At 67.7% G+C, this 24,638-nt stretch carries 23 protein-coding genes, 1 tRNA gene and 1 riboswitch; of the genes, 6 read left to right on the forward strand and 18 right to left on the reverse strand.

Features of this window, described 5'->3' with window-relative positions:
• Positions 1 to 34 precede the first annotated feature (34 nt).
• From CRO50_RS08770 to rpmH, 4 genes are all read right to left on the reverse strand, one after another.
• Entirely contained in the window at positions 35 to 277 is a 243-nt protein-coding gene (locus tag CRO50_RS08770) for a hypothetical protein (protein ID WP_097145529.1), read from the reverse strand.
• A 394-nt stretch (positions 278 to 671) separates the two neighbouring features.
• Positions 672 to 923, reverse strand: coding sequence for a membrane protein insertion efficiency factor YidD (yidD, locus tag CRO50_RS08775; RefSeq protein ID WP_097145530.1), 252 nt, complete (start codon positions 921 to 923; stop codon positions 672 to 674).
• Positions 920 to 1,417 (reverse strand): ribonuclease P protein component, encoded by a 498-nt coding sequence (gene rnpA, locus CRO50_RS08780; RefSeq protein ID WP_097145531.1) that lies wholly within the window; start codon positions 1,415 to 1,417, stop codon positions 920 to 922. Before rnpA ends, yidD begins: the two co-directional genes overlap by 4 nt.
• A gap of 79 nt (positions 1,418 to 1,496) precedes the next feature.
• A complete protein-coding gene (gene rpmH, locus CRO50_RS08785; protein ID WP_005980833.1) occupies positions 1,497 to 1,631 on the reverse strand; it encodes a 50S ribosomal protein L34 in 135 nt (44 codons plus the stop codon).
• A gap of 347 nt (positions 1,632 to 1,978) precedes the next feature.
• Here rpmH and CRO50_RS08790 point away from each other — a divergent pair, with 347 nt between their 5' ends.
• Together CRO50_RS08790 and CRO50_RS08795 are read left to right on the forward strand one after the other, a co-directional pair.
• Entirely contained in the window at positions 1,979 to 3,382 is a 1,404-nt protein-coding gene (locus CRO50_RS08790; protein ID WP_097145532.1) for a sensor histidine kinase, read from the forward strand.
• Between the two features lie 103 nt (positions 3,383 to 3,485).
• Positions 3,486 to 3,562: transfer RNA gene (locus tag CRO50_RS08795), tRNA-Arg, on the forward strand.
• Positions 3,563 to 4,250: 688 nt separating this feature from the next.
• Here CRO50_RS08795 and CRO50_RS20460 read toward each other — a convergent pair.
• The 7 genes from CRO50_RS20460 to hisN all read right to left on the reverse strand — a co-directional run bounded on the left by CRO50_RS20460 (position 4,251) and on the right by hisN (position 13,546).
• On the reverse strand, positions 4,251 to 4,373 hold the full coding sequence (locus CRO50_RS20460; RefSeq protein ID WP_269778105.1) for a hypothetical protein: 123 nt from the start codon (positions 4,371 to 4,373) through the stop codon (positions 4,251 to 4,253).
• Positions 4,374 to 4,668: 295 nt separating this feature from the next.
• Positions 4,669 to 6,096 (reverse strand): outer membrane protein assembly factor BamD, encoded by a 1,428-nt coding sequence (locus CRO50_RS08800; protein WP_097145533.1) that lies wholly within the window; start codon positions 6,094 to 6,096, stop codon positions 4,669 to 4,671.
• Positions 6,093 to 7,163 carry a family 8 glycosyl hydrolase gene (locus tag CRO50_RS08805; protein ID WP_097145534.1) on the reverse strand — a complete coding sequence of 357 codons (1,071 nt, stop codon included), beginning with the start codon at positions 7,161 to 7,163 and terminating at the stop codon, positions 6,093 to 6,095. The genes CRO50_RS08800 and CRO50_RS08805 overlap by 4 nt, the downstream gene beginning before the upstream one ends.
• Entirely contained in the window at positions 7,160 to 9,397 is a 2,238-nt protein-coding gene (locus CRO50_RS08810; RefSeq protein WP_179747238.1) for a cellulose biosynthesis cyclic di-GMP-binding regulatory protein BcsB, read from the reverse strand. Before CRO50_RS08810 ends, CRO50_RS08805 begins: the two co-directional genes overlap by 4 nt.
• Before the next feature lie 4 nt (positions 9,398 to 9,401).
• Positions 9,402 to 11,750, reverse strand: coding sequence for a UDP-forming cellulose synthase catalytic subunit (bcsA, locus tag CRO50_RS08815; RefSeq protein WP_097145536.1), 2,349 nt, complete (start codon positions 11,748 to 11,750; stop codon positions 9,402 to 9,404).
• On the reverse strand, positions 11,747 to 12,289 hold the full coding sequence (locus CRO50_RS08820; protein WP_097145537.1) for a hypothetical protein: 543 nt from the start codon (positions 12,287 to 12,289) through the stop codon (positions 11,747 to 11,749). Before CRO50_RS08820 ends, bcsA begins: the two co-directional genes overlap by 4 nt.
• A gap of 450 nt (positions 12,290 to 12,739) precedes the next feature.
• Positions 12,740 to 13,546 carry a histidinol-phosphatase gene (gene hisN, locus CRO50_RS08825; RefSeq protein ID WP_097145538.1) on the reverse strand — a complete coding sequence of 269 codons (807 nt, stop codon included), beginning with the start codon at positions 13,544 to 13,546 and terminating at the stop codon, positions 12,740 to 12,742.
• Between the two features lie 215 nt (positions 13,547 to 13,761).
• On the opposite strand from hisN, the gene CRO50_RS08830 reads away from it, so the two are divergent.
• The 4 genes from CRO50_RS08830 to CRO50_RS08845 all read left to right on the forward strand — a co-directional run bounded on the left by CRO50_RS08830 (position 13,762) and on the right by CRO50_RS08845 (position 18,320).
• Entirely contained in the window at positions 13,762 to 14,769 is a 1,008-nt protein-coding gene (locus CRO50_RS08830) for an ABC transporter substrate-binding protein (protein ID WP_097145891.1), read from the forward strand.
• 85 nt (positions 14,770 to 14,854) lie between these two features.
• On the forward strand, positions 14,855 to 15,889 hold the full coding sequence (locus tag CRO50_RS08835; RefSeq protein ID WP_097145539.1) for an ABC transporter ATP-binding protein: 1,035 nt from the start codon (positions 14,855 to 14,857) through the stop codon (positions 15,887 to 15,889).
• Complete coding sequence (locus CRO50_RS08840) at positions 15,886 to 17,571, forward strand: ABC transporter permease subunit (protein ID WP_097145540.1); 1,686 nt, start codon at positions 15,886 to 15,888, stop codon at positions 17,569 to 17,571. The genes CRO50_RS08835 and CRO50_RS08840 overlap by 4 nt, the downstream gene beginning before the upstream one ends.
• Positions 17,571 to 18,320 (forward strand): DeoR/GlpR family DNA-binding transcription regulator, encoded by a 750-nt coding sequence (locus CRO50_RS08845; RefSeq protein WP_097145541.1) that lies wholly within the window; start codon positions 17,571 to 17,573, stop codon positions 18,318 to 18,320. Before CRO50_RS08840 ends, CRO50_RS08845 begins: the two co-directional genes overlap by 1 nt.
• A gap of 17 nt (positions 18,321 to 18,337) precedes the next feature.
• Here CRO50_RS08845 and CRO50_RS08850 read toward each other — a convergent pair whose 3' ends face one another.
• The 7 genes from CRO50_RS08850 to CRO50_RS08880 all read right to left on the reverse strand — a co-directional run bounded on the left by CRO50_RS08850 (position 18,338) and on the right by CRO50_RS08880 (position 24,632).
• Entirely contained in the window at positions 18,338 to 19,057 is a 720-nt protein-coding gene (locus tag CRO50_RS08850) for an ABC transporter permease (protein ID WP_097145542.1), read from the reverse strand.
• Positions 19,054 to 19,749, reverse strand: coding sequence for an ATP-binding cassette domain-containing protein (locus tag CRO50_RS08855; RefSeq protein ID WP_097145543.1), 696 nt, complete (start codon positions 19,747 to 19,749; stop codon positions 19,054 to 19,056). Before CRO50_RS08855 ends, CRO50_RS08850 begins: the two co-directional genes overlap by 4 nt.
• Positions 19,746 to 20,675: an ABC transporter substrate-binding protein gene (locus CRO50_RS08860; protein WP_097145544.1), complete on the reverse strand. Its 930-nt coding sequence runs from the start codon at positions 20,673 to 20,675 to the stop codon at positions 19,746 to 19,748. The genes CRO50_RS08855 and CRO50_RS08860 overlap by 4 nt, the downstream gene beginning before the upstream one ends.
• Positions 20,676 to 20,678: 3 nt before the next feature.
• Positions 20,679 to 21,473: a bifunctional hydroxymethylpyrimidine kinase/phosphomethylpyrimidine kinase gene (gene thiD, locus CRO50_RS08865; RefSeq protein WP_097145545.1), complete on the reverse strand. Its 795-nt coding sequence runs from the start codon at positions 21,471 to 21,473 to the stop codon at positions 20,679 to 20,681.
• Positions 21,470 to 22,108: a thiamine phosphate synthase gene (gene thiE / locus CRO50_RS08870; RefSeq protein WP_097145546.1), complete on the reverse strand. Its 639-nt coding sequence runs from the start codon at positions 22,106 to 22,108 to the stop codon at positions 21,470 to 21,472. Before thiE ends, thiD begins: the two co-directional genes overlap by 4 nt.
• Before the next feature lie 14 nt (positions 22,109 to 22,122).
• Complete coding sequence (gene thiM / locus CRO50_RS08875) at positions 22,123 to 22,926, reverse strand: hydroxyethylthiazole kinase (RefSeq protein WP_097145547.1); 804 nt, start codon at positions 22,924 to 22,926, stop codon at positions 22,123 to 22,125.
• Positions 22,927 to 22,987: 61 nt separating this feature from the next.
• Positions 22,988 to 23,081, reverse strand: a riboswitch (TPP riboswitch).
• Positions 23,082 to 23,261: 180 nt separating this feature from the next.
• Positions 23,262 to 24,632: an aspartate aminotransferase family protein gene (locus CRO50_RS08880; RefSeq protein ID WP_097145548.1), complete on the reverse strand. Its 1,371-nt coding sequence runs from the start codon at positions 24,630 to 24,632 to the stop codon at positions 23,262 to 23,264.
• Positions 24,633 to 24,638 lie beyond the last annotated feature (6 nt).

A 24,638-nucleotide genomic window follows, 5' to 3' on the forward strand; every position in this document is an offset into this window, starting at 1 on the left:
CGGGTGCGGTCGGCCCGAAGGCCGACCGGGGTTTCTACCGCATGAACTCCACCGGGGGCGGGGGCGTATGCGCCGGCCCCAGGCCGATGTCTCGTTGGATATGCGCCGAGAGCTCCCGGGCCTCTGGCTGACGGCGCTTGCGCGGCTTGCGGGCGAAGAGCGCGGTCAGCAGCACACGGCGCAGGCCGTGCAGGCGGATGATCGGCTCAAGCGCGGCGCGCAGGTCCTGGGTGTCAAGGTCATGCCCGGAGGCGGAAAGGTGGTTCGTGGTTTGCATGGTGTCATCCGGCCGCGAGCGGTCCGGTCCTTTCGTTGTGGATAGGGGATGACAGCCGGGCGCCCGAGCCGATGCGACGGGTCGCCTGGGCCGGAACGGAGTCCGGGCCTCGGGCGCAGGCAGGTCGGTCTGTCAGGTTGGGATGCGGGATGAAGGGAAAGCGGCCGCGTGTCGCAGGCCGGGCCGTCCCTGAGCGCAGTTTAGCTGGCGGTAAAGGCCTGCCAGGTTCGTCGCGCCTCGGTCAGAAGGAGATGTGCAAATGTGTTCATGTTGCCCCTCCTCTGTCTGATGTGGCGCGATGCCGCAGGGGGTACCCCGCGGCGGCGGCCGCGCCAAGCCTCAATCCGGGAATGTGGTCAGAAAAGGCGGGGTGGGTCCTGAGGGCAACAGCCCCTCAGGGCTCGTTCCGATCCCGCCGGGGCTTGGGCTCTGGCACGTCGTCCACGCCCATGCCGCCCCAGGGATGGCAGCGAGAGACCCGTTTCACCGACAGCCAGAACCCCCGCAGGGCGCCGTGTTTCTCAAGCGCTTCAAGGATATAGGCCGAGCATGTGGGGTCGTAGCGGCAGTTGTGCCCGACCCAGGGAGAGAAGATCAGCCGGTAGGCGCGGATCGGCAGCGAGAGCAGCCAGGCGCCGGGTTTCATGGCTGGGCCTTCGCCGGGGACTTGGCGCCTGCCTCGCGGGGCGGCTTCGGCACCCGGTCCTCGTGCAGCCGTGTGACGGCCTTTTCCAGGTCGGCGATGAGCAGCTCGAAGGGGCGGGCGGCGGTGCTCTCGTGGCGGCCGATCAGCACGTAGTCCCAGCCGGGGTGGCCAAGGCGCGGCAGAACGGCGCGGGCGGCTTCGCGCAGGCGGCGCTTGGCGCGGTTGCGGGCCACGGCATTGCCGACCTTCTTCGAGCAGGTGAAGCCCACGCGAATCTGCGCCGGTTCGACCGGCTCGGTCTCGGCGCGGCGTCGGGCCTGCAGCATGAGAGAGCCTCCGGGCTGGCGGCGGGCCCGCGCGGCGGCAAGGAATTCAGAGCGTTTGCTGAGGATGGTCAGCTTGGGCAGGGGGGTATCCGGGCACGACGAAACCGCCGACGTCCTTGCCCCCGTGGCCTTGTCGGCGGATGCGGGCGGGACAGTCGGCGGTGTCATGTCTTCCAGAACCTCGGGGGTCGCTGCCTTGGGCCCTGGGGCCCTTCGGATCGGCGCGTCGAAACGCGCCGGACCGGGATCAGGCGCTCAGCGACTTCCGGCCGCGTGCGCGGCGGGCGTTGAGGATCTTGCGGCCGGCCTTGGTGGCCATGCGCGCGCGGAAACCGTGGCGCCGCTTGCGGACCAGGTTCGAAGGTTGGTAGGTGCGTTTCATCGCTCCGTCTCCGTTTCTATCCCGCGGTGGCGACCGGGGTTTCTGTTCAATCGCCGCGCCGCCGGACGGGCCGGTCTGCGCGAAGCTGCACGGGTTGGCTCCGGGAATCGGCCCGGCCCCGTGGTTGTTCGGAACCCGGTCTATAGGAATGCTTGGCGGGCTTGTCAAACGCAAGTTGGCCCCATGGGGCGGATAGGCCAAGGCCGCTGCGTCACCCCCGGCGCTTCGCTGCGAACCGGGCGGGCTGCGCCCCCTGTGCAATTGTCTTTCCCGAGCGTAGGATTACATGAATGTGAACGCAACTCCGCGGCGCCTGCCGCGATCCGGCACGGAGGTGGCCGCCCATCATGTCGCGATCTCTTTCCGGGCGACTGCTTATCTTGACCGGGATATTCGTGATCCTGGCCGAGGTGCTGATCCTTGCGCCCTCGGTGGCGCGCTTCCGGCAGGACTACCTGACATCGCGCCTGGAACGGGCCCAGATCGCCTCTCTGGCGCAGCTGGCCGGCGGAGACATGATCACCGAGGACCTCGAACAGGAGCTGCTGCGCAACGCCGGCGTCTACAACGTCGTGCTGCTGCGGGACGAGGCGCGGCAACTGGTGCTCTCCTCTCCCGTGCCCTCGGAGGTCTACGAGACCTTCGACCTGCGCGACCCCTCTCTGGCGGAGCTGGTGCGCGAGGCGGTCCAGACGCTGTTTCAGCGCGAAGACCACGTGATCCGGGTCATCGGCAACCCGGTGCGCGAAGCCGGCCTGCTGATCGAAGTTACCATGCCCACCATGCCGCTGCGCGAGGCCATGGTGGATTACGCACGCTACATGGTGCTGATCTCGACCCTCTTCTCGGTTTCGACAGCCCTGCTGCTCTTCATCGCCATGCGCTACCTGATTCTCCAGCCGATGAAGCGGGTAATCATGCGGATGCGCGACTATGCCGAGGACCCCGAGGACAACCGCCGCATCATCACCCCCTCCGCCTCGGTCTCTGACCTGCGTGAGGCCGAAGAGGCCCTGCAGGAGCTCGAGACCCAGCTCACCGGCGCCCTGCGGCAGAAAGAGCGCCTAGCCCAGCTTGGCTCGGCCGTGGCCAAGATCAGTCACGACCTGCGCAATATCCTGACCTCGACCCAGCTTTTCGCAGATCGCCTGGAAAGCTCTCAGGACCCGACGGTGAAGCGCCTGGCCCCGAAGGTGGTGAATTCGGTCGCCCGCGCGGTGAACCTGTGCGAATCGACGCTGGCCTTCGGACGCGCGGAAGAGCCCGCCCCGCGGCTGACCATCCTGGCCCTGGCCGATGTGGTGGGCGACGTGATCGACGGAGAGCGTCTTGCGGTCGGAGAGCACCAGATCTCCTTCGCCGAGGATATCCCCGCCAGCCTGCGCCTGCGCGCCGATCCCGAGCAGCTCTACCGCGTCCTGGGCAACTTGGTGCGCAACGCCCGGCAGGCCATAGAGTCCTCGGGCCGCGAGGGTGAGATCGCCGTCGCCGGTGAGGAGACCGACAGCCACTGGCTGATCCGCGTCTCGGATACCGGCCCCGGTCTGCCGCCCAAGGCACGAGATCACCTCTTCACGCCCTTCAGCGGCGGCGCCCGCAAGGGTGGCAGCGGCCTGGGTCTCGCCATCGCCGCCGAACTGGTGCGCGGCCACGGCGGCGTGATCGAGCTGGAGCACACCGGGGACAGTGGCACGACCTTCGTGATCCGGCTGCCCAAGGAGATCGAGGCCCTCTCCATGGCCGCCCAATAGGGGGTCGGGCAGAGGGTGTCCCGGCGTCATCCGGAGATGGTGAGATTTTTTCGTTTTTCGGCTTGCATCACCCAGACCTGCGGGGTACATCGCCCCCCACGACGCACCGGTAGCTCAGCTGGATAGAGTACTTGACTACGAATCAAGGGGTCGGGGGTTCGAATCCTCCCCGGTGCGCCACTTTCCCCTATCCAGCTTTGAGAACATTGGGTTAGTCGCCCAGGTAGACACTCGGCTTCGGCTGAGTTGAACGTCTTGTTTCCAAAGTGATCTTTCGCAGCCCTGCAGTCCTGTCGAAGCGCTTGGCTTCGCCCTGGAGACGGGGCTTCGGTATTGCCATGCGCCGCTTGGGTGCGGCGCCATTTTCCTTGAAATCAGCGGTATGGTGTTCCCCGGTGCCACGTGCACTCGGCCTTGGGCGCCAGAGGCTGCACAGGCCCGGCTGAGCCACTGTGCCGCGCTCTTGCAAGGGTTGGGTCACCCGATGACGGGAGGGGCCTCATGGGGCGCTCTGCAAGCGCTGGAAGGCCACCGGGGCTGGCGCCGCGCAGAGCGCATATTCGCAAAGATGATGTCGAGACCACCTGCACGGCGATGATGCCGATTGCGTCTTCGAGGTGTTGAGAGGATTCGCACCTGTCTCTCTGGCCGCACGCGGCGAAAGACCCTGGTGGCGTATCATGATCATGGGGGGCTGAACCGCCCCTCCAAGGGGGCGTTCCGATCCGGTTTGGCAGGCTCTAGGGCTGGTGCCGGGGGACCACGGGCAACCGGGCTGCCCTAAGGTCTTCATCCTGGCCGCCGCATTGGCGACCTTGGTCATCTACCGGCCATGCGGCCTGGCCCTGGTGCCCCGACCGGGGACCTGTCAGGCGAAGTAGTGGATGACGGTGACGAAGATTGCGACACCAGCAAGCAATTCGAGGACCTGTGCGCGGACCCAGTTGCGGCTCTTTTCCTGCGAGGCGAGTTCGATTTCGGTCTTGCTCATGTCACTGTCCCTTCTGTGAAAGTGTGAGTTAACCAATATCTGGGTTAACCACTCTCAGGCAGACTGGCAGAGGGTTAGGCAGGGGCGTGAATGGGAGACGGGGATATCCCTCGCGGCGCGTTCCGTCGACAAAGGCTGGGAGCACCTACTCCAATGGATAGGTCGTGTCAGGAAAAGTCTCTAAGCCACCGGAATCGGGCCTGAATCCTGCCTTGATTTCGCCTTGTTCGGGCTGGCTTCCGATCTCTTTCCGAAACGGATCTTCGGTGTCCGGCGAAATCTCACACGCGGGGAATCACCGCAGGGCGTCGGAAAGCGCGCGTTTCGTGGCTTGGGTCGCGAACTGATCGTGGAGCCGCTGGAATTCTTCCTTCGCGCGGGCTCTCTGACCGGAGTTCAGGTAGGCATAGCCCCTCAGGATCGCCAGATCGCGGCGCACCACGCCGGTTATGCGCTCCAGCTCGTCGAAGTAGGCGATGGCGCTGGCATAGTCGCGCCGCTCGTAGGCGGCCACCCCACGCTTGTCGAGGATGAGGCTCTCGATTTCCAGCCGTTGCTCGGCCGTGAAGTGGGTGGCGGCGGCAATGGCTGCCGCCTGGTCGATCATGTCCAGCTCGAGCATGGTGATGGCCTGGCCGTAGCGCGCATCCCGGCGGGCGCTGGCGCTGCCGCCCCGCTGCGCCGCCTCGGTGAAATCGGCGAGGGCCTGCATGGGGCGGTCGGCATTCAGGGCGCACCAGCCACGTTGCGCGACGCCGGCGGCGCTGCGCGCGTTTGCCGTGCGCGCAAGGCAGCCCGCCCAGTCGCCGCGTTGCGCTGCCGCGACTGCAGCGCCGGGGGCGGCAGGCGCGGCGGCGGGGGCTTTCGGGGCGCTGCCGGTGGCGGGGCGCGGCTTCGGGGCGGCCTGGCCGCGGCTGATCGGACGCAGGCTGACATCGGGCGCAACACCGGCAGGCAAGGCGGTCTGCGCCGCAGGGGCACCCTCTGTGGGCGCGCTTGCGTTGCGCGCCGCAAGGATGCCGGCCCGCAGGCGCTCTTCGACGGCGGTGAGGCGCTCTGCGGTGGCGGGGGACTGGCCACGCGCCAGGTCGGCGATCTGGCCCAGTTGCTCCAGGCTGGCCGTCGCGGCGGATTTTTCCAGCGTGGCGACGAGGATGTCTGGATCGACACAGCTGCGGGCGATGCCGGTGTAGACACCTATGGCGGCGTCGGCAGCGCCTGTCGCCTCGTATTGCTCGGCCAGAAGCCAGGCGTTGTTGACCCGTTCGCAGCGCAGCAGAGCGGGGTTCTCTCGGGCGATGCGAATGGCGACCTGGGCATTGCCGGCTTCCACGGCGGCCTCGAAATTGGCCTGGTCCTCGCCCGTGGCCAATGTTGCAAGCAGCTCGGGCGAGGGGGTCCAGCTGGGATATGTCCGGCTGAGGCTCTCGATGCTGGCGCGGGCCTCGGCGAACTCCCCGGCCGCTATCTGACGGTAGATGCTGTCGATCCGCTCTCCTGGGACGCCCTGTTCCAGCTGCCCCAGGTCTTCCGGGACCACCCAGTCGGGATACTGAAGTTGGAGGCGGCGCAGCTCGGAGTTGACGGCCTGCTCGTTCTCTTCCGACAGGTAGAAGCGCAGGGCCTGGAGATCGGCATCGCTGGGCGCCTGCGCCAAGGCGGGAGAGACAAGGAAACTGCAGGCGACCGTCAGCGCGCGCCCTGCTTGCTGAAGTCGTTTCATATCGGGATACACATCGGAGAGGCCTCGATCTGTGCGATCATCGCGAAGAGCTGAAGCGTAGCGGGATAATAGGGCGAATTGGCCGAGAAGGGCGGGATGTCGGAGCCCACGTCGCGGCGGGCGGCGCAGATGGTCAGCGCCGCGATCGACTTGTAGCCCGGATCAGAGCTGGTCGAGAGCGCAGCGCCGCTTTCCCGCGCGATCACGGTTGCGACCGCGTCGCCGCTCACCCGCTGCTGTGCCTCGGCATAGCGTTGGATGGCGGGGTGATCAGAGAGACCGGACCAGATGAGGTAGAGCGGGATACGCATCGCCTCGTAGCCGGCATCGAAGGAAAAGCCCTCGGCCGCACGCGGGCCCTCAGCCGTCATCTCGACCCAGTCCGGCACCACGCCGCCCTGGGCCAGCGCGCGGCTGACCTCGACCGCGCCACGCGCCGCGCGCGCCAGGCTCGGGGTGTCGAAGGCGGTGGCCAGTTCGGTCATTGCCAGCGGCATGGCGTAGCAGGGATTGTAGATGAAGCCCGCCTCGGTCGTGAAACCCTCGGCGCCGGGCAGCAGCAAGGGGTCCAGGCCTGGGCCGCCGGGATGGGGGGCGATGCAGGAGGCCGCAAGATCCCTGACGATCTGGCCCGCGGTCTCGCGGAATTCCGGGACGCCGAAGCGTTGCGCGGCGCGCAGCAGGGCCCAGGCACGGAAGAGATCGCCGTCGCTGGCGTTGTTCAGGTCGGGCACCTGCACCGCCTCGTCGGGGAACCAGCGCCAGGCCATCAGGTTGTCGGCGCGGATCGCCAGGTTGCGGAGGGTCCAGGTCTCCATGGCCTCGAAGCTGCGCCTGTCGCCGACAGTCGCGGCCAGCAACATGCCGTAGCCCTGGCCTTCGGAATGGCTGGCACCGCGCTGGAACTGGTCGATGACCCGGCCCGTAGCGTCCAGGTTGGCGCTGCGCCAGGCCTCCCAGACGTCCTGCAGCTTTGCGTCCGCCCCGGTCTCTTGCGCCAGGGTAGCCCCGCCGCCGACCAGTCCGGCAATGGCGGCAAATCCAGAAAGTAAGCGGCGCCGGTTCATTTCTGTCTCCGTCGGCCAGCGATCAGCAGGCCTATCGCCGAGAATGCGCATAGAATGGCCAGCAGGAAAAGAGGGGCGATGTAGCGGCCCGGCTCGAGGGTGACGAAGTTGCCAACCACCGCGCGGGCATTGGACGGGCTGAGCGGTTCCATCAGGGTGAGCGGGCGGTCGCCCGAACTCCAGACGTCCCATCTGCCGTTGTAGCCGAACAGGGAGACCTGCCCCTTCGGCCCGTCCGAGCTGTTGTGCATCTCGACCAGCGAGGCGACCAGGCGGTCGTGGTCGGTGTTGGGGCGCACCACCAGCCAGAGGGTGTCGGGGTCGTCCATCCGGGGCTGAAGCAGCATCGCCTCTGCGGATCTGTTCAGCAGCCAGCTGTCCAGGTCGGATTCGGGACCGCGCCACAGGGACGAGATCTTGCCGCGCAGCTCGCGCAGTCTTTCCGCGGCCTTCTCCCGATCCAGGAAGATGGTCCACCAGCCCTCGGGTGTGATCCTGGCCCAGGGGTCTTGCCCCTGTCCCTCGGTCTGCGGCGGCGACAGCAGCACCTCTTCCAGCTGCGACACGTTCTTGCTGACGATGTCGCCGGAAATCCGGGCCAGGTCCGAAGGGATGCCGATCCGCAGGGCTCCATTGCGCGGCGGCTGATCCGGCCCGCGCGCAGAGCTGTCGTCGTCGGCGAAGATCGAGGCGATCTGTGCCAGCACCCCCAGAGGCAGCGTCTGCGCCGCGGCCTCGCTCAGCGAGACCTGGGCGATGTCGATGGACGCCAGCGTCCGGTCGATGCGGGGCAGGCTCATCCGGGGGCTTTCGGGCACATCCAGGTTGGTGGTGTCGAAGATACGGAAGGCCGGCGCGTCGCGGGGAATGCAGGCGGCGTCAGCGGGCTCTCCCGGCACCAGGGCCTCGAAGGAGATTTCGTTGACGCCCGGCTGAAGGATGTTGGCGGGGAAGGAGATCAGCAGCGGGTCCAGACGCTGCCCGGCCTCGCCCTGCTCGTCCAGGGGCAACAGGCGGATGGTCTGGTCATTGATCTTGACCAGCATCAGGGCCCCCTGGGGCAGGTCCCGGTCGTAGGCGTAGTCGAGACGCATCTGGGCGCGCTGCGAGGCCAGTAGCAGCCAGTCCCAGTCCAGCCGGAACGATACCGACTTGCGGATATAGTGTCCGCGCCCCTCGATGGTCTCGATGCCGAGATCGGCAAGCGAACGGGGCTTGCCGGGCTCCAGGCGGGGGATCGGATCTTCCTTGTGGGCGTCTCCGAGGGCGTCGGACAGCAGCGTGGCGATGGACTGGGCCTCTCCGCTGTTGGTCATCAGCACGATCGCGCCATCCCCGCCGCGGCGGAAAACAGGCATGTCCGGAACCGACAGCTCTTCGGGCAGCGCGGTCACCCGCGCCAGTTGCGGCTGCTCGTCGGCGACCGTGTAGTAATCCCCGACCGTCAGCCGCGGGGGGAGGCCGCCGAACAGCCGTTCCACCTGCGCCGTCGAGGGAGAGGCATTGATGACACGCGCCGGATTGGCGTTCGACAGATGGAAGGTCTTGCCCTGGGCCAGCTGGGCCGAGGCCGCCGCCATGAAGCCGAGCGGGTCGTTCCCAAGCTCCGAGGCGGGCAGGGTGATGCCACTCTTGTGGGCGATGACATCGGTCCAGAGCCCGAAAGAGGCCTCGGGCCCGCACATCACCCGGTGCACCTGCTCCAGCCGAAGATCCACCCGGTTGCGTCCGGCTTTCAGCAGCCCGTCGGGCACTGCCACGGGGGTGGTGCCGGCGGAGGCAAAATGGGTCAGGTCGACCTTGCCGATCGGGGTGCCGTTGACCTCGACCGTCGCCTGGGACCGGCCGGGAAGCAGGTTGATCGAACTCAGGGTCGCGATGTCCAGCGTGGCGCCGTCAACCGCGCGGGGCAGGAACAACCAGAAGCTTTCCCGGGGGAACTCGCCCTCCAGACGGTGGCCCACGGTCTGCCCGCCCTGCGGGCTGCGCGGGCGCAGAGGCAGCAGGATCTCCCGCGGGGCTTCGGGGGCGGCAGAGGCGGGCTCCTGGGGTATGGCGAACTGGCGGTCGCTGGCGCGGGCCGCCGGTTCGGGGGCCGGTGTCACGCCTGGGTCATTCGCCTGCTGCTGCGAGGGCGGAATATCGTCCAGCAGGATCTGCTGGGCACCGGACGGGCCGGTCTGAAGCATCAGCGCGGGAAGCAGGGCGAGGAGCTTTGCGGTTTTCTGCACCATGACCCTAATCCTCGTACCGGAGGTAGTCATCCGCCTTGGCGGCGGTCCCGCCTGCGACCAGTGGTGCAGGGGTGCCAGCGGTTTCCGTCGAAGACTTCGTGAAGGCATCGGCGAAGACGGTGTCGTCCGCGGCAGGTTCGGCACTGCGCAGGGTCAGTTCGCGGGCGAAGTCGTAGATGGTCTGCGGCATGGACAGCGCGCTTTTCATCAGGACGTAGAGCAGGCCCGCGACCAGGGTGCTGCCCTGGGGATGGACCTTGCGGAAGAACTGCCAGCGCCGGCTGTCTCCATAGACGACCTGGGCGGTCAGGCGGGCGGCGGGGATCATCTGCTCGGGCGGGACATCGAAGGTCAGCACCGTGCCGTCGACACCTCGACGCAGCGCGGAAAGGGTCAGCGGCAGGGCGACTTCCAGGTCGGGCGTCTCGGGCAGCACCGGAAGCAGCGAGACTTCAGTGCCCATGGCGAGATCGTTCCAGCCGGCCGGCGCCCCCTCGGCCAGCTTGAGCTGGATCGCCTCGGGACTGGCCGCGACGATCGTCGCCTCATGCGACGGCCCGGCAGCATCGGCGGCCAGGCTTATCCGCGCCGGCGTCGAGATCGCGGTCCGGGGCCGGGTGAGGCGACGGGGCCGCTCGAAGACGGCCCGCAGCGCATAGGCCGCCAGCATGAAGTTGTAGAGCGCCCAGGCCCCCACGATCTGCACGACGGCCCGGTCACCGGGGAAGGCGTACCAGCGGTAGGCCCCGGCCAGCAACCCGGCCAGCAGGAGTGCCACCAGAAGGGTCAGCGGGCGATAGATCGGAGACAGGAAGGCATGTTCCAGCGTGCCATCCTTGGCGGTCACCTTGAAGGTCGCGCCACGCGGATTGCGCACCGTCTCTATCAGCGCCGAAAGGATATAGGGGGTCTGCGCGATCTCGTAGACCTCGGATATCTGCGGCCATCGCACGTTCGAGAAGAGCGCGTTCTGCACCATGAACCCGATCAGCAGGTAGGGCAGGATGTAGACGAAGACCTCGTTGGCATCGACGACGAAGATCTCGAGCCCGAAGAAGAGATAGAGCAGGGGGCTGAGCAGGAAGATCATCCGGATCAGCGGGAACAGCCAGAAGCTCATCGAATTGACGTAGCACAGGCGCTGCGCGAACGAGAGGCCCGACCGGAACATCGGGTTCTTCAGGATCAGCATCTGGATCATGCCGGTGGCCCAGCGACCGCGCTGCTGGATGAAAGAGGCGAAGGTCTCGGGCTGGAGGCCCGCGATCATCGCGTGATCCAGGTACAGGCTTTCCCAGCCGCGCGAATGGATATCCAGCGCGGTTTCGGCATCCTCGGTGATCGTCTCGCCCGAGATGCCGCCGACTTCATCCAGTGCACGGCGGCGCAGCAGGGCGGCGGAGCCGCAGAAGAAGGCGCCGCCCATGCGGTCGAGACCTCGGTGGATCTCGGAATAGAACATCTCGTTTTCCGAGGGGCAGTGTTCGGGCAGGGCCAGGTTGCGCTCGATCGGGTCCCGGTTGGTGAAGAAGTGCGGGGTCTGGACCAGGAACAGGCGCGGGTTCTCGGCGAAGTAGCCGACGGTGCGGGCCAGGAACTCGGGCGTGGGCACGTGGTCGGCGTCCAGGATCAGCACCAGCTCGCCGGTCAGTTTCTGAAGCGCCGCGTTGAGATTGCCCGCCTTGGCGTGTTCGTTCCTTGCCCTGGTCGTGTAGACCACCCCCAGCTCTGCGCAGAGCGCCTGCAGGGTTGCCCGGCGTTCCTTCGCCGCGGCGGCCCTCTCGGGGTCGTCGCTGTTGCAGCGCTGGTCGGTGCCCCCGTCATCGCAGAGCACCACGGTCTTCTTGTCGTCCGGGTAGGTGATCCGCTTTGCCGCCGCCAGCGTCACCGCCAGCAGCTCGGGGCTTTCATCGTAGCTGGGCACCAGGATGTCGACGCTGGGCGCTTCGCTCAGCTTGATCGGCTGGGGCTTGGCGTGGGTGACCGGATCGGAGGTGATGAATGCCGTCAGGAAGAACACGATGACGGTGAAGGTCTCGGCCGCGAAGAGCACAAGCGCCGCCGCAAGGGACACCGGATCGTCGAGCGCGGGCAGCGTCTCGAACAGGCGCCACAGCCAGTAGCGCAGGACGAAAACGCCCGCGACCGACATCACGATGACCCGAATGGAGATCTTGAACCCGACGAAGGGTTTGAGCCCGTAGATCAGCGCGGACGTCACCAGGGCCAGCAGCCCCTGCGTGCCAACCGAGATCGGGACCGAGGCAAGGAAGAACAGCGGAACCGCGAGAATGGCCCAGGTGCAGAGCAACAGGAGCCGTACCGCCGAAAGGGAAGAGGAATTCCTGCTCATGGTCGCGGCGCCGCCAGCGGAGAAAGCATGCGCGGCGCTGCCGAGGGCGCGGTGCTTGTCGTGGCGAAACGCACCGCATCCGCGCCAATCGGCGCCAGGGCGGTTTCCTCGTCGCCATTGATGCAGTTGCGCAGCAGGATATCCATGACGTTGGCATTGGCCGCGAGCGTTCTCATGGTCTTGTCCACGCGCCGGAAAGCAAGGACGCAGGTCAGGCCCGCGTTGTTGGTCCAGCGCGCCCAGCTCATGCTGCCGAAGCCGTCTTCGATCGTGCGCAGTGTCAGCGTGTCAAAGGCGCCGAAGGGGTAGGGCGTTCCACCGGCAAGCTCCAGCAGCGCGTCGGGTTGGAAACGCGTGTTCAGGACCAGGGGGGATCTGTCTGCGCGCAGCAGCATGACGTTCTCTCCGCGCATGGCGGTACGGTTGGGCAGCAGGATGCGCTGCTCGGTCACGTTCTTTTCGCGGCGCTCGAGAACCAGCTGGATCTTGTCGAAACCGATCCAGGACTCAGAGAGCGATTGCTGCCGGAAGGAAGTCACCTCCTGGGCCCCTTGCGGGGTCGGGAAGAGGTCAGGCACAGCACTACAGGACGCGAGGAAGAGCAGGAATATGCTCGCAAGCGCAACGCGACGTCTCGGGGTAGGCCGGCTGTCAGTTGGGCTGAAGATGAAACGTGTCAAACTGGCACCGAAATCTGCGTGAGGCAGCTTGCCTGCTGGGATCGACACCTGCCGGGCCCGGATAAATTTATGTCTGTTGTCATGACTATATGTAGCATCTTCGACGTTAGCAACGAGCGATGAAGCCAGAGAGTTGCAGCTTGCGAAATTGCCTTGGAATTGTGCCCGGCCGGACCAAGGCGCTATGGCGCCCGCTGTCCCGAAGCGGCGCAGGTTGGCCCCCCTGTTCAGGGCGAACGGGCGCGGGCAGCTCGGGCAGGCCGACCCGGTGGTGCCGCGCGGGCACCAGCCGGGCGTGGGGGCGGGCCGTCAGCCCTGGGGCTTGCCGTGGCCCAGCACGGCCAGGGCCTGGGCATGCAACTCGGCGCTGGCGGCTGCGATGACCTTGCCCTCGGAGGCCAGGGTCAGCGGCTGGCCGTCCCAGTCGGTGATCACGCCACCCGCGCCTTCGATGACCGGCACAAGCGCCATGTAGTCGTAGGGATGCAGGTTCATCTCGAACAGCAGATCCACATGTCCCGAGGCCAGAAGGCCATAGGCATAGCAATCGCCGCCGAAGCGCCGCATCGCCACTTTCTTCGAGAGTGCCTCGAAATGCGCCAGTCCGGCGGCGTCGAAGCTGTCGGGGCTGGTGGTATAGAGTATCGCCTCACCCAGGTTCTGCCGCCCGCTGGTGCGGCAGGGCACGCCGTTGAACCGCGAGGGCGCACCGCTCTGGCCGGTCCAGCGTTCGCCCGTGGGCGGGATCGAGATCACCCCGACATCGGGCACGCCGCCTGAAAGACAGGCAATCAGCGTGCCGAAGCTGGGCATGCCGGAGAGAAAGCTCTTGGTGCCGTCGATCGGGTCGATGACCCAGATCCGTTCTGCGTCGAGGCGGGCGTCCTCATGCTCTTCACCAAGGATGCCATGGGTCGGAAAAGCCTTGGAAATATGCGTCCGCATCTCGGCCTCGATGGCGCGATCAGCCTGCGTCACGGGCGAATCGTCGGCCTTGGCCTCGATATCCAGCGGCTTGCGGAAGTAGGTCATGGCCATGGCGTCGGTGGTATCCGCAAGGCTGGCGGCGAAGTCCGCCAGGCGGTCCGTTTCGGGGAGGGGCGTAGTGGTCTGCATGGAAATTCCTCAGTTCCGGGAGCGCGCAGGCTGCGGATGCCCGCCCTGGTATTTATCTGTAGACAAATGCCACAAAAGTGCAAGACTACACATATTGCCCCAAACTGACGTCGGGTATTCCTCGCGTTCGGGCAGCAACGGGTCGGGTCTCTTCAAGGCCCGCGGACGACCGGGCGTAGATCCGGACAAGGATGTGGACCAACAAGGAGATGATCATGAAAAACTGGATTCCGACCACTGCACTATCCATTGCGGCCCTCGCCGTCGCGGCCCCTGTGCTGGCCGATGAGCTGACGGTCTATACCGCGCTCGAGGAAGAAGAGATCGCGGCCTATGTCGAGGCGGCGCAGGCGGCGATGCCCGACACCGAGATCAACGTGCTGCGCCTGTCCACCGGCAAGCTGGGCGCGCGGCTGCTGGCCGAGGCGGGCAACCCGCAGGCCGACGTGATCTGGGGCTGGGCGGTCAGCGCCATGATGGATCCCCAGATCCTCGAGATGCTGGAACCCTACGCGGCCAAGGGCGTCGACGTGCTGCCCGAGACCTTCCGCGATGCGGATGGCAAGTGGTTCGCCCCCATCGGCTACATGGGCGCCTTCTGCGTGAACACCGCGCGGCTGGAAGAAAAGGGCCTGACCATGCCGACCAGCTGGGCCGACCTGGAAGACCCGGCCTTCGAGGGCGAGGTGCTGATGCCCGACCCCAACTCCTCGGGCACCGGCTACCTGCACGTGAACGCCGTGCTGCAAAGCATGGGCGCCGAGGCTGGCTGGGCGCAGCTGGAAGCGGTCGATCCCAACATGGCGCAATACACCTCTTCGGGCTCCAAGCCCTGCAAGTCGGCGCGCGTCGGCGAATATACCGTCGGCATCTCGCTGGCCTTCACCGCCATGCAGTCGATCGAAGAGGGCTACCCCCTGGCCATGGTCTTCCCCGAAGGTGGCGTGGGCTATGAGCTCGAGGCCTCTGGCCTGATGGCCAGCACCGACAACCCCGAGGGCGCCAAGGCCTTCCTTGACTGGACCATGTCCGATGAGGCCATCGCTCTCTACCAGGAGTACAAGGCCCTGATCACCGTGCCGGGTGTCGATGCCTCTGCCGCGGCCGAGGCCGCCGGTCTGCCCGCCGATATCTCGACCGTGCTGGCCGAGGTGGACTTCGTGAAGGCCGCCGCCGACCAGACCGCCGTGAAGGCCGAGTGGAAAGAGAAGTTCGGCCGCTGAGGCCGGACATCGGGGCGGCCCCGGCCGCCCCGACCCCTTGCAGGCGGTCGCGGGCCACCTGCGCGCCCAAGGAAAGCAAGACCCAATGTACCTGACCGTCCGCGATGCCACCAAGACCTACGGCCAATTCACTGCGCTAGATCGCGTCTCGATCGGGATCGAGAAGGGCGAGTTCGTCTGCCTGCTAGGCCCCTCGGGCTGCGGCAAGACCACGCTTCTGCGGCTGATCGCCGGCCTGGCCGAACTCGACGGCGGCGAGATCACCCTGGAGGGCGCAAACCTCTCCGAGCTGCCGGCGCGCAAGCGCGGCTTCGGCATCGTCTTCCAGTCCTATTCGCTCTTTCCCAACATGACGGTGGCCGAGAACATCGGCTACGGGCTGAAGATCCGTGGCACCGCCAGGGGCGATATCGCCGCCCGCGTCGCAGAGCTGCTGGAGCTGGTGAAGCTGCCCCAGGTCGCGCAGAAGTTGCCTGGCCAGCTGTCGGGTGGGCAACAACAACGCATCGCCCTGGCGCGGGCCATCGCGGTCAATCCCCGCGTGCTGCTGCTGGACGAGCCGCTCTCGGCGCTCGACGCCAAGGTGCGCGCAGAGCTGCGCGACGAGATCCGCCATGTGCAGCGCTCCCTCGGCATTCCGACGCTGATGGTCACCCATGACCAGGAAGAGGCGCTGGCGCTGGCCGACAAGATCATCTGCATGAACCACGGTATCGTGGTGCAGGCGGGCACGCCCGAGGATCTCTACCACCGCCCAGCCACCCGATTCGTGGCCGAGTTCATGGGCATCAGCAACCTGCTCAGGCCCGAAGAGGTCTCTGTGCTCTTTCCCGACCTGCTGGCAAGCCGGCCCGCGGCCAAGGGCGCGCAGCTGGCCTGCATCCGCCCCGAGCAGATCGACCTCACGCCGGCAGAAGATGGCGCGGCCAGGGTGCGCAACATCAGTTTCCTCGGCAACCTGCGCCGACTCGAGGTCGAGAGCCCCATCGGGCTGCTGACCGTCGAGACCCATGGCTCGAACCCCTGCCGCACGGGCCAGCGCGTGGCGCTGAGCGTCGCGCCGGACGCCTGCACCTGGGTCCTGGACGATGCCTCCGCACCCAAGGCGGCCCAGGCATGAGCCTGCAGGAGGGGACCCCGGCGCGGTCCAGACGCGCGCCCTTCGATGCCGACCGGCTGCTGACCCTGGCCTGCGTGGGCCTGCCGCTTCTGGGGCTGGTGCTGTTCTTCGCCTATCCGATGCTGATCGTCTTCCTGCGCTCGATCACGGTCGGAGACAGCTATGGCCTGGGCAATTACGTCGAGGTGCTGGGCTCTTCGGGGTTCTGGCGCGCGACGCGGCATTCGCTCGTCATGGGCGGGGCGACGACCCTGCTGAGCGTGCTTCTCGGCTTCATCATCGCCCAGGGGCTCTATCGCTGTGCCTTTCCGGGCAAGTGGCTGATCCGCGGCATCATCGTTCTGCCGCTGCTGGCGCCCTCGCTGGTGCAGGCCCTGGGCCTGATCTTCCTTCTGGGCCGCAACGGCGTCATCAGCCGGGCCATCGGGGTCGAGATCGACATCTACGGCTTCTGGGGTCTGCTGATCGCCAATACGCTCTATGCGCTGCCGCAGGCGGTGATGATCATCGGCGCGGCGCTGGTGCTGCTGGATGCGCGCACCTACGAGGCCGCCGATGTCATGGGGGCCTCGCCCTGGCGGCAGTTCCGCGACCTGACGATCCCCTCGGCGCGCTTCGGCATCCTGAACGCGGGCTTCGTCTGCTTCACCATCACCATCACCGACTTCGGCAACGCCGCGGTGATCGGCGGGGATTACTCTGTCCTTGCCACAGAAATCTACAGCCAGGTGGTGGGCCAGAGGAATTTCAACATGGGGGCCGTGGTGGGGATCATGCTGCTGCTGCCCACGGTGCTTTCCTACGCCATCGAGCGCCAGGCCATGAAACGCCAGCAGGCCAACCAGATGACCGGGCAGGTGCCCTATCGCCCGGATTTCGCGCCGCTGCGCGATCTCGGCATGGCGGCACTGTCGCTGCTGATCTGCGCCTGTATCGTCGCGGTGATCGGCATCGTGGTCTATGCCAGCTTCGTCACCCTCTGGCCCTACAACATGTCGCTGTCGCCCAAGCACTACGACATCACCCTGGCAGGCGGATATTCCTCGCTCTGGATGACCATCGTGATCTCTCTCGCGGCGGCGGCGGGGGGCACCATTGGCGTCTTCCTGCTGGGTCTCGGCCTCAGGCGGCTGCCGCAGGCGCTTGCCCAGCCGATCCAGGCGCTGGCCGCGATGCCCGCGGCGGTGCCGGGGATGGTGCTGGGCCTGGCCTACATCCTGACCTTCAATTCGACCGCGACGCCGCTCTACCTGCTCTATGGCACGGCGGCGCTGATCGGGATCGTCAACTTCTACCACTACCATACCCAGGCCTTCCTGACGGTTATGACCGGCTTCCGCCAGCTGCCCCCGGCACTGGAAGAGGCCGCCGGCAGCCTCGGCGCGGGCCTCGGGCGCACCGCCCGAGATATCGTCGCCCCCTTCATCGCGCCGATGCTGGTCTCGGTCTTCTTCTTCCTCTTCATGCGCTCCATGGTCACGCTCTCGGCGGTGGTCTTCCTGACCACGCCCGAGCTGAGCGTCGCCGCCGTGACGATCATGCGGCTGGACGATGCCGGGCTGACTTCGCAGGCGGCGGCCTTCTCGACCTGCGTCATGGCGGTTGTCTGTCTTGCCATCCTCTCCATGAAGGCCATTCTGGCGCTGATGCAGCGTGGCAACCGAAGCAAGGGGATGGCCTGATGTGGGCAAAGGAGCGCCACCAGAGGATTCTGTCGATGCTGGCCGCCAACCAGCAGGTCAGCGCCAATGACCTGGCAGGCATGCTGGGCGTGTCGCGCGAAACCGTGCGCCGCGACCTGGTCGACCTGGAAGAGATCGGCAAGGTGGCCCGCGTCCATGGCGGGGCCGTCCTGCCAGAGGCCCGGACGGAGGATCCCTTCAGCCAGCGCATGGCGACCCAGGTGCGGGCGAAATCCGAGATCGCCAAGAAGGCCGTCGGGCTGATCCAGCCGGGGCAGTCGATCATGGTGGACGCGGGCTCGACCACGGCGGTGTTCGCGCGCGAGCTGGCCAAGGTGCCTGGCGTTTCCGTGGTCACCAATTCTCTCGACGTGGCCACCACCTTGCAGGCGGGCGGGCTGGATGTGCTTCTGCTGGGCGGCAGGATCGCCGCCGATGTACCCGCAACGATGGGAGAGCTGACCCTTTCCGAGATCCGCCGCTTCCAGGTGGATCTCTGCTTTTCGGCCCCCGTGGCGCTGCACCCGGCGAAGGGCGCCTTCTTCTACGATCTGCAAGAGGCCGAGATCTCCATCGCCATGGCGGCGCAGGCTCGGCATACGGTGGTGCTTGCCCATCACACCAAGCTGGGAGCAACCAGCCGCGTCAGGTCCTGGGAGGCCGCAGAGATCGGCACCCTGGTCACCAACCGCGCCGCCCCCGAGACCCTGCTGGAGCAGTTCCGGGGCGCCGGGGTGGAGGTGGTCTGAAGACCGCGCTTTCGGGCCTACATCCTGAGCCGGCGCAGCAGCCGGTCCATAGTGAGGTTCAGCACAAGCGTCATCGCCACGATCAGGATCAGCGCGGCAAAGAGCAGCTCGATCCGCATGCGGGCATTGGACATCAACATCAGGTAGCCCAGTCCCTTCGAGGCCCCGACCCATTCGCCGATCACCGCCCCCGTGGGGGCATAGGTCACGGCGATCCGCAGCCCCGCGCCGAGATGCGGCAGGGCATGGGGCAGGCGCAGCCAGAGCAGCGCGCGCCACGGCGAGGCCTCCGACAGCCGCGCCAGGTCCAGCACCTCAGCCGGGGTCGAGGCCAGCCCGTCGCGCAGCCCCGAGGCCACCGGGAAGAACACCAGAAGAACCGTCATCGCCACCTTGGGCGCGGGGCCATAGCCCATCCACAAGGTCAGCACCGGCGCCAGCACGAAGACCGGCAGCGCCTGCGAGGCCACCAGGGCAGGGCGCGAGAGGCGCTCGAACCGGGGCGAGAGGCTGGTGGTCATCGCCACGCCCCCGCCCAGCAGAAGGCCGATGCCCAGGCCCATCAGGACCTCTGAAAGGGTGACCAGTAGATGGGTCCAGAGCAGGGCCCTATCCGCCACCAGCGCCTCTGCCACCGCCAGGGGCGCGGGCAGGATATAGGGCGGCACCTGCCCCGAGAGCGTCAGCGCCTGCCAGAGCAGCAGCGGCAGCAGGAGGGGCAGCGCGCGCCTTATCATGCCGCCTCGCTCAACCGGGCCAGAAGCGCGGCGGCGGCCAGGGCCAGCTCGGTATCGCCCATGGGGCGGGGATGTGGCGGGGCGAGCGGCGGCAGGGGCTCGAGCCGCTGATCCCGCAGCAGGTAGATGCGATCGCCAAGGCGCAGGGCCTCGGCGGGATCATGGGTGACCATCAGCACCTGCCGACCGCGCAGGGCGGTGTGGGCCAGGGTCTGCATGGCGGCGCGGCGGGCGGGGTCGAGGGCCGAGAAGGGCTCGTCCAGCAGCACCAGCGGGGCCTCGTCGAAAAGCGCGCGGGCCAGCGCGACCCGCTGCCGCTCGCCGCCGGAAAGCTCTGCCGGGCGGGCCTCGTCGCGCCCCGCCAGCCCGACCGAGGCCAGTAGCTCTGCGGCGCGCGCCGGGTCGGGCGCCTGCCCGCGCAGCCGGGCCATGAGCTGCACATTGGCCGAAAGGCTCAGCCGCTCCTGCAGGAGATCGCGCTGTGCCATCCAGCCGATGCGCTCGGGCACCTCGCGCCAGCCTTCCAGCCGGGCAGAGACCTCCAGCCCGGCCAGAAGGCGCAGCAGCGTCGACTTGCCCGCGCCCGAGGGACCGAGCAGGCAGGTCCAGCCGGGGGCGAGCCGCAGCGCCGCATCGCGCAGCAGCACCCGCCCGCCAAGCCGGACCGTGCCGCCCAGACCGTGGGGGCTCACTCCACCGCCACCGCGATCTCGGACACCTCGGGGGCGTCCTCGATCAGGCCCATCTCGACCATGTAGGCGCCGAACCTTGCGTAGCGGTCGGCGTCCAGCGCGCCGGGGTCGGCGGCGAAATGCGGATAGCTGTCCTGCCAGGCGAGGCGGTTCAGCCGGTCGTCCAGCTCTGCCGCATGGCCCTTGAAGTCCTCCCATCCCGCCTCGGGGTCGGCGGCGATCTCGGCCGCCGCGCGGGCGGTGGCTGCCAGGAAGCGGGCGATGCGCGGGTCCTCCACCGCCTCTGCGTGGGACAGGTAGATCAGCTCGTCATAGGCGGGCACGCCGTTCTCCTCGGGCAGGAAACAGCGGCCCTCTGCGCCGACACCGCTCATCTGGTGCAGCTCGAAGTTGCGGAAGGCACCCGAGACCGCCTCGACCTGGCCCGCGACCAGCGCCGGGGTGAGCGAGAAGTTGACGTTGATCTGGGTGACTTCCGAGGGCGCGACCCCGTTGTGGCGGAGCATGCGGTGCAGCAGCGCCTCCTCGATCCCGGCGACCGAGAAGCCGACCCGCTTGCCTTTCAGATCGGCCAGGCTCTCCACCGGGCCCGAGGCATCGACCATGACGCAGTAGAGCGGGCTGTCGATCAGAGTGCCGACACGGGCGACCGGCAGGCCCGCGTCATGCTGAAGGTAGAGCTGCGGCTGGTAGGAGATCGCCATGTCGACCTGACCCGCTGCCACCATCTTCGGCGGATCGGCGGGATCTGCGGGGGCGATGATTTGCACCTCCAGTCCCGCCTCGTCGAAATAGCCGCGCTCCTGGGCGACAATGATCGGGCCGTGGTCGGGGTTCACGAACCAGTCCAGCATCACCGAGAAGGGCTCTGCCAGGACGGGCAGGGGGAGGATGGAGAGGGCGAGGGATGTCAGCAGCTTGCGCATGGGTCAGCTCCTATGGGCGAAGAAATGGTCGGTGGGGCCGTGGCCCTGTCCCACCCGCAGGCGGTCGGCACCGGCGATGGCGCCAGAGATGTAATCCTTGGCCCTCTGGCAGGCCTCGGGCAGCGGATGGCCAAGGGCCAGCTGGGTGGCCAGGGCTGACGAGAGCGTGCAGCCGGTGCCATGGGCGGCGCGGCCCGGCAGGCGCGGGCCCTCGATCCAGAGCGTGCCACCGGGGTGGCTGAGCAGGTCCGGGCTGTCGTCCTGCGACAGGTGGCCGCCCTTCAGCAGCACCGCCCCCGCCCCCAGATCGCGCAGCGCCTGCGCCTGGGTCTCCATCCGGGGCCGAGAGCGCGCCTCCTCGCAGCCCAGCAGGTCGGCGGCCTCGGGCAGGTTGGGGGTGATGACGGTGGCCAGCGGGAAGAGCGCGTGCAGCGCCTGCACCGCTTCGGCCGCCAGCAGCCGGTCGCCGGACTTGGCGACCATCACTGGATCCAGCACCACCGGCAGGCCGCGCCCGGCCAGCGCCTCGGCGACGCAGCGGGTGATGGCGGCGCTGCCCAGCATGCCGATCTTCACCGCGTGGACCTCGATATCCTCGAAGATCGCGTCGAGCTGGGCGCGGATGAAGGCGGGCTCCAGCAGCTGCGCGGCGCGCACCCCTTGGGTGTTCTGCGCCGTCAGCGCGGTGAGCACGGCCATGGCGTAGCCGCCATTGGCCGAGATCGCCTTCAGATCCGCCTGGATACCGGCCCCGCCCGAGGGATCGGAGCCGGCGATGGAGAGCACGTTGGGAATCATCCTTGCCTCCAGGCCCGGACCAGCGCGCGGGTGGCGCCCTCGGGGTCATGGTCCTCCGAGATGGCGCTGACCACGGCGATGCCGGCGCAGCCCGCCATGCGGGCGGCGACCACATCGGCCTCTTTCAGCCCGCCGATGGCCACGGTGGGCACGGGGGCGGCGCGGGTGATCTCGGCCAGGCCGTCGAAGCCGATGGGGGGCGCATGGTCGGGCTTGGTGGCGGTCGAGCGCACCGGGCCCGCGCCGATGTGATCGACCCCAGCCGGCATGGCGGACAGATGGGCCAGGGCCTCGACCGAAAGGCCCAGCATCTGGCCGGGGGCGAGGGCTGCCAGCGCCTCGGCGGGATCGCCGTCGCCCTGGCCGATATGCAGACCGTCGGCCCCGGCGGCCAGCGCCACCTCGAGCCGGTCGTTGATGATCAGCGGCAAGCCCGCCGCGCGCAGGGCAGGCAGCAGGCGGCGCGCGCGCGCGGTCAGTTCGGCATCCGTGGCGCGCTTGTCGCGCAGCTGGATCATCGCCGCTCCTCCGCGCATGGCAGCCAGCACGAGCGCTTCGTCGGCGCCATCCGGGGTGACGAAGTAGACACCGGGGACCAGGCGCGAGGCCCGGTCCCGGTCCCGTTCCCGGCCCATGGGTCGGTCCCCGCTCATGCGGAGGTGACCTGCGCCCGCTCCGAGAGCATCTCGGCGTCGATCTGTGAAAGCGCATCGACGAAGCGCAGGGCAAAGCTGCCTGGACCTTCAGCGCCCTCGGCGGCCAGCTCGCCTGCCAGACCGTAGTAGGCCAGCGCCGAGACGGTGCCCTGCAGCAGCGGCGTGCCGCTGGCGGCGAAGGCGCCCATGATGCCGCCCAGGGCACAGCCGAGCGCCGTGACCTTGGGCATCAGGGCATGGCCGTTGGCGATCCGGTAGTGGGTGCTGCCGTCGGTGACGAAATCGACCGGGCCCGTGGCGACCACCACCGCACCGCTCTGCCGCGCCAGCTCGATGGCCGGTTCGATGGCGGCTTCGACCCCGTGTACCGCGTCCGCGCCCTTGCCCTTGGCAGAGATACCCGCCCCGATCCCCGCCAGGGCGATCACCTCGGAGGCATTGCCCTTGATGATCGTCGGAGAGAGCTTGAGCAGCGCGGTCGAGCCCTGGTTGCGGAAGCTGGTGGCGCCGACGGCGACCGGGTCCAGCACCCAGGGGATGCCGCGTTCGCCCGCGACCCTGGCCGAGGCCTCCATGGCGCGCAGCCAGTGCCCCGAGAAGGTGCCGATGTTGATCGCCAGCGCGCTGGTGATGCCGGCGAATTCGGCGGCCTCTTCCTCGGCATGAACCATGGCGGGCGAGGCCCCTGCGGCCAGCAGCACATTGGCCATAATGTTCATCGAGACATAGTTGGTCATGCATTGCACCAGCGGTGCAGCCTTGCGCATGTCGGTAAGCGGGGTTCCCCAATCGGTCATTCCGGGCTCCTTGGGGCGCGGGATGACGGGTCACCTCCCACGACGGGAGGGACCCGTGGCAGGAGGGGGTTCCGCGACTTCCTACGCCAGCATGATCTGGTTCAGGTTCAAAGGGTGCTTCTCAGCCCGCTGCGCGGACGCCCCTGTCGGATGGCCTAGGGGTAACGCCACGCCGGGGCGGATGTCCAGAGGCGTTCTTCGGGGCCAGACATGCAAGGACCCCCGGCGCGCCGGGCGCCGAGGGTCCTGTCAAGTGACTGCATTCATTATGTTATCTTTGGCGGTAGACTTGCTTCAGGCGCTGGCGGGCGGCGCAAGCCGCCTGCCAGGGGCGCTCAGCCCAGCACCTCGCGGACCGCTTCGGCCAGCTTGCCGGCGATCTCGTCTGCCTCGGATTCGCTCAGACAGAAGGGCGGGGCGAAGCCCAGGATGTCGCCCTGCGGCATGGCCCGGCTGATCACCCCACGGCTGAGAAGCGCCGCATTGACCGCCGCGCCGACGCCCTTCTTGGGATCGAAGAAGCTGCGGCTGTCACGGTCTTCCACCAGCTCCACGGCGCAGAGCAGGCCCTCGCCCCGGATATCGCCGACATTGGCATGATCGCCCAGGGCATCGTTCAGAGCGCCCTTCAGGTAGGCGCCGACCTTGCCCGCGGTGGAGACCAGGTCCAGCTCGTCGATGAGCTTCAGGTTGGCGACACCGGCGGCCGCGCCGATGGGGTGGGCCGAGTAGGTCCAGCCGTGGCCGATCGGGCCATTCTCGTCAGTGCCCTGCTCCAGCACCTTCCACATCTTGTCGCCCACGATGGAGCCCGAAAGCGGCGCATAGGCCGAGGTCAGGCCCTTGGCGATGGTGATCAGGTCGGGGCGCATGCCGTAGTGATCCGAGCCGAACATCGAGCCCAGACGCCCGAAGCCGGTGACCACCTCGTCGGCGATCAGCAGGATGTCGTGGCGGTCCAGCACTTCCTGGATCGCAGGCCAGTAGCCTGCGGGCGGGGGCACGAGGCCGCCGGTGCCAAGCGCCGGTTCGCCGATGAAGGCGGCGATGGTGTCGGCGCCCTCACGGGCGATCAGCTCTTCCAGCGAGGCCACGCATTGGGCGACGAAATCGGCCTCGGACTGGTCCAGGTCCTTGCGGCGGAAGTAATAGGGCGCGTCGGTGTGCAGCACCCGGTCCAGCGGCAGGTCGAACTTCTTCTGGAAGGCCTCGAGGCCCGTCAGCGAGCCGGTCATCAGGCCCGAGCCATGGTAGCCGCGCCAGCGCGAGATGATCTTCTTCTTCTCGGGCAGGCCACGGATGTTGTTGTAGTACCAGACCAGCTTGACGTTGGTCTCGTTCGCATCCGAACCGCCGAGGCCGAAGTAGACCTTGGACATGCCCTCGGGCGCGCGGTCGAGGATCATCTTCGACAGGGTGATCGAGGCCTCGGTGCCGTGCCCCACGTAGGCGTGGTAATAGGCCAGCTCGCGCGCCTGGGCGGCGATGGCATCGGCGATCTCGGGGCGGCCATAGCCGACGTTCACGCAGTAGAGACCGGCGAAACCATCCAGCAGGCGATTGCCCGCGCTGTCCTCGATATGGCAGCCCGAGGCGGTGGTGATGACCCGCTGTGCCAGGTTGCCACGGGCGAATTCGGCCAGGTGGGTGGAGGGGTGGAAGAAGTTCTCGCGGTCCCAGTCTTCAAGTTGCGTGTTCTTCAGCATGGTGTC

It is taken from the genome of Pseudooceanicola antarcticus (assembly GCF_900215355.1).
GTDB lineage: Bacteria > Pseudomonadota > Alphaproteobacteria > Rhodobacterales > Rhodobacteraceae > Pseudooceanicola > Pseudooceanicola antarcticus.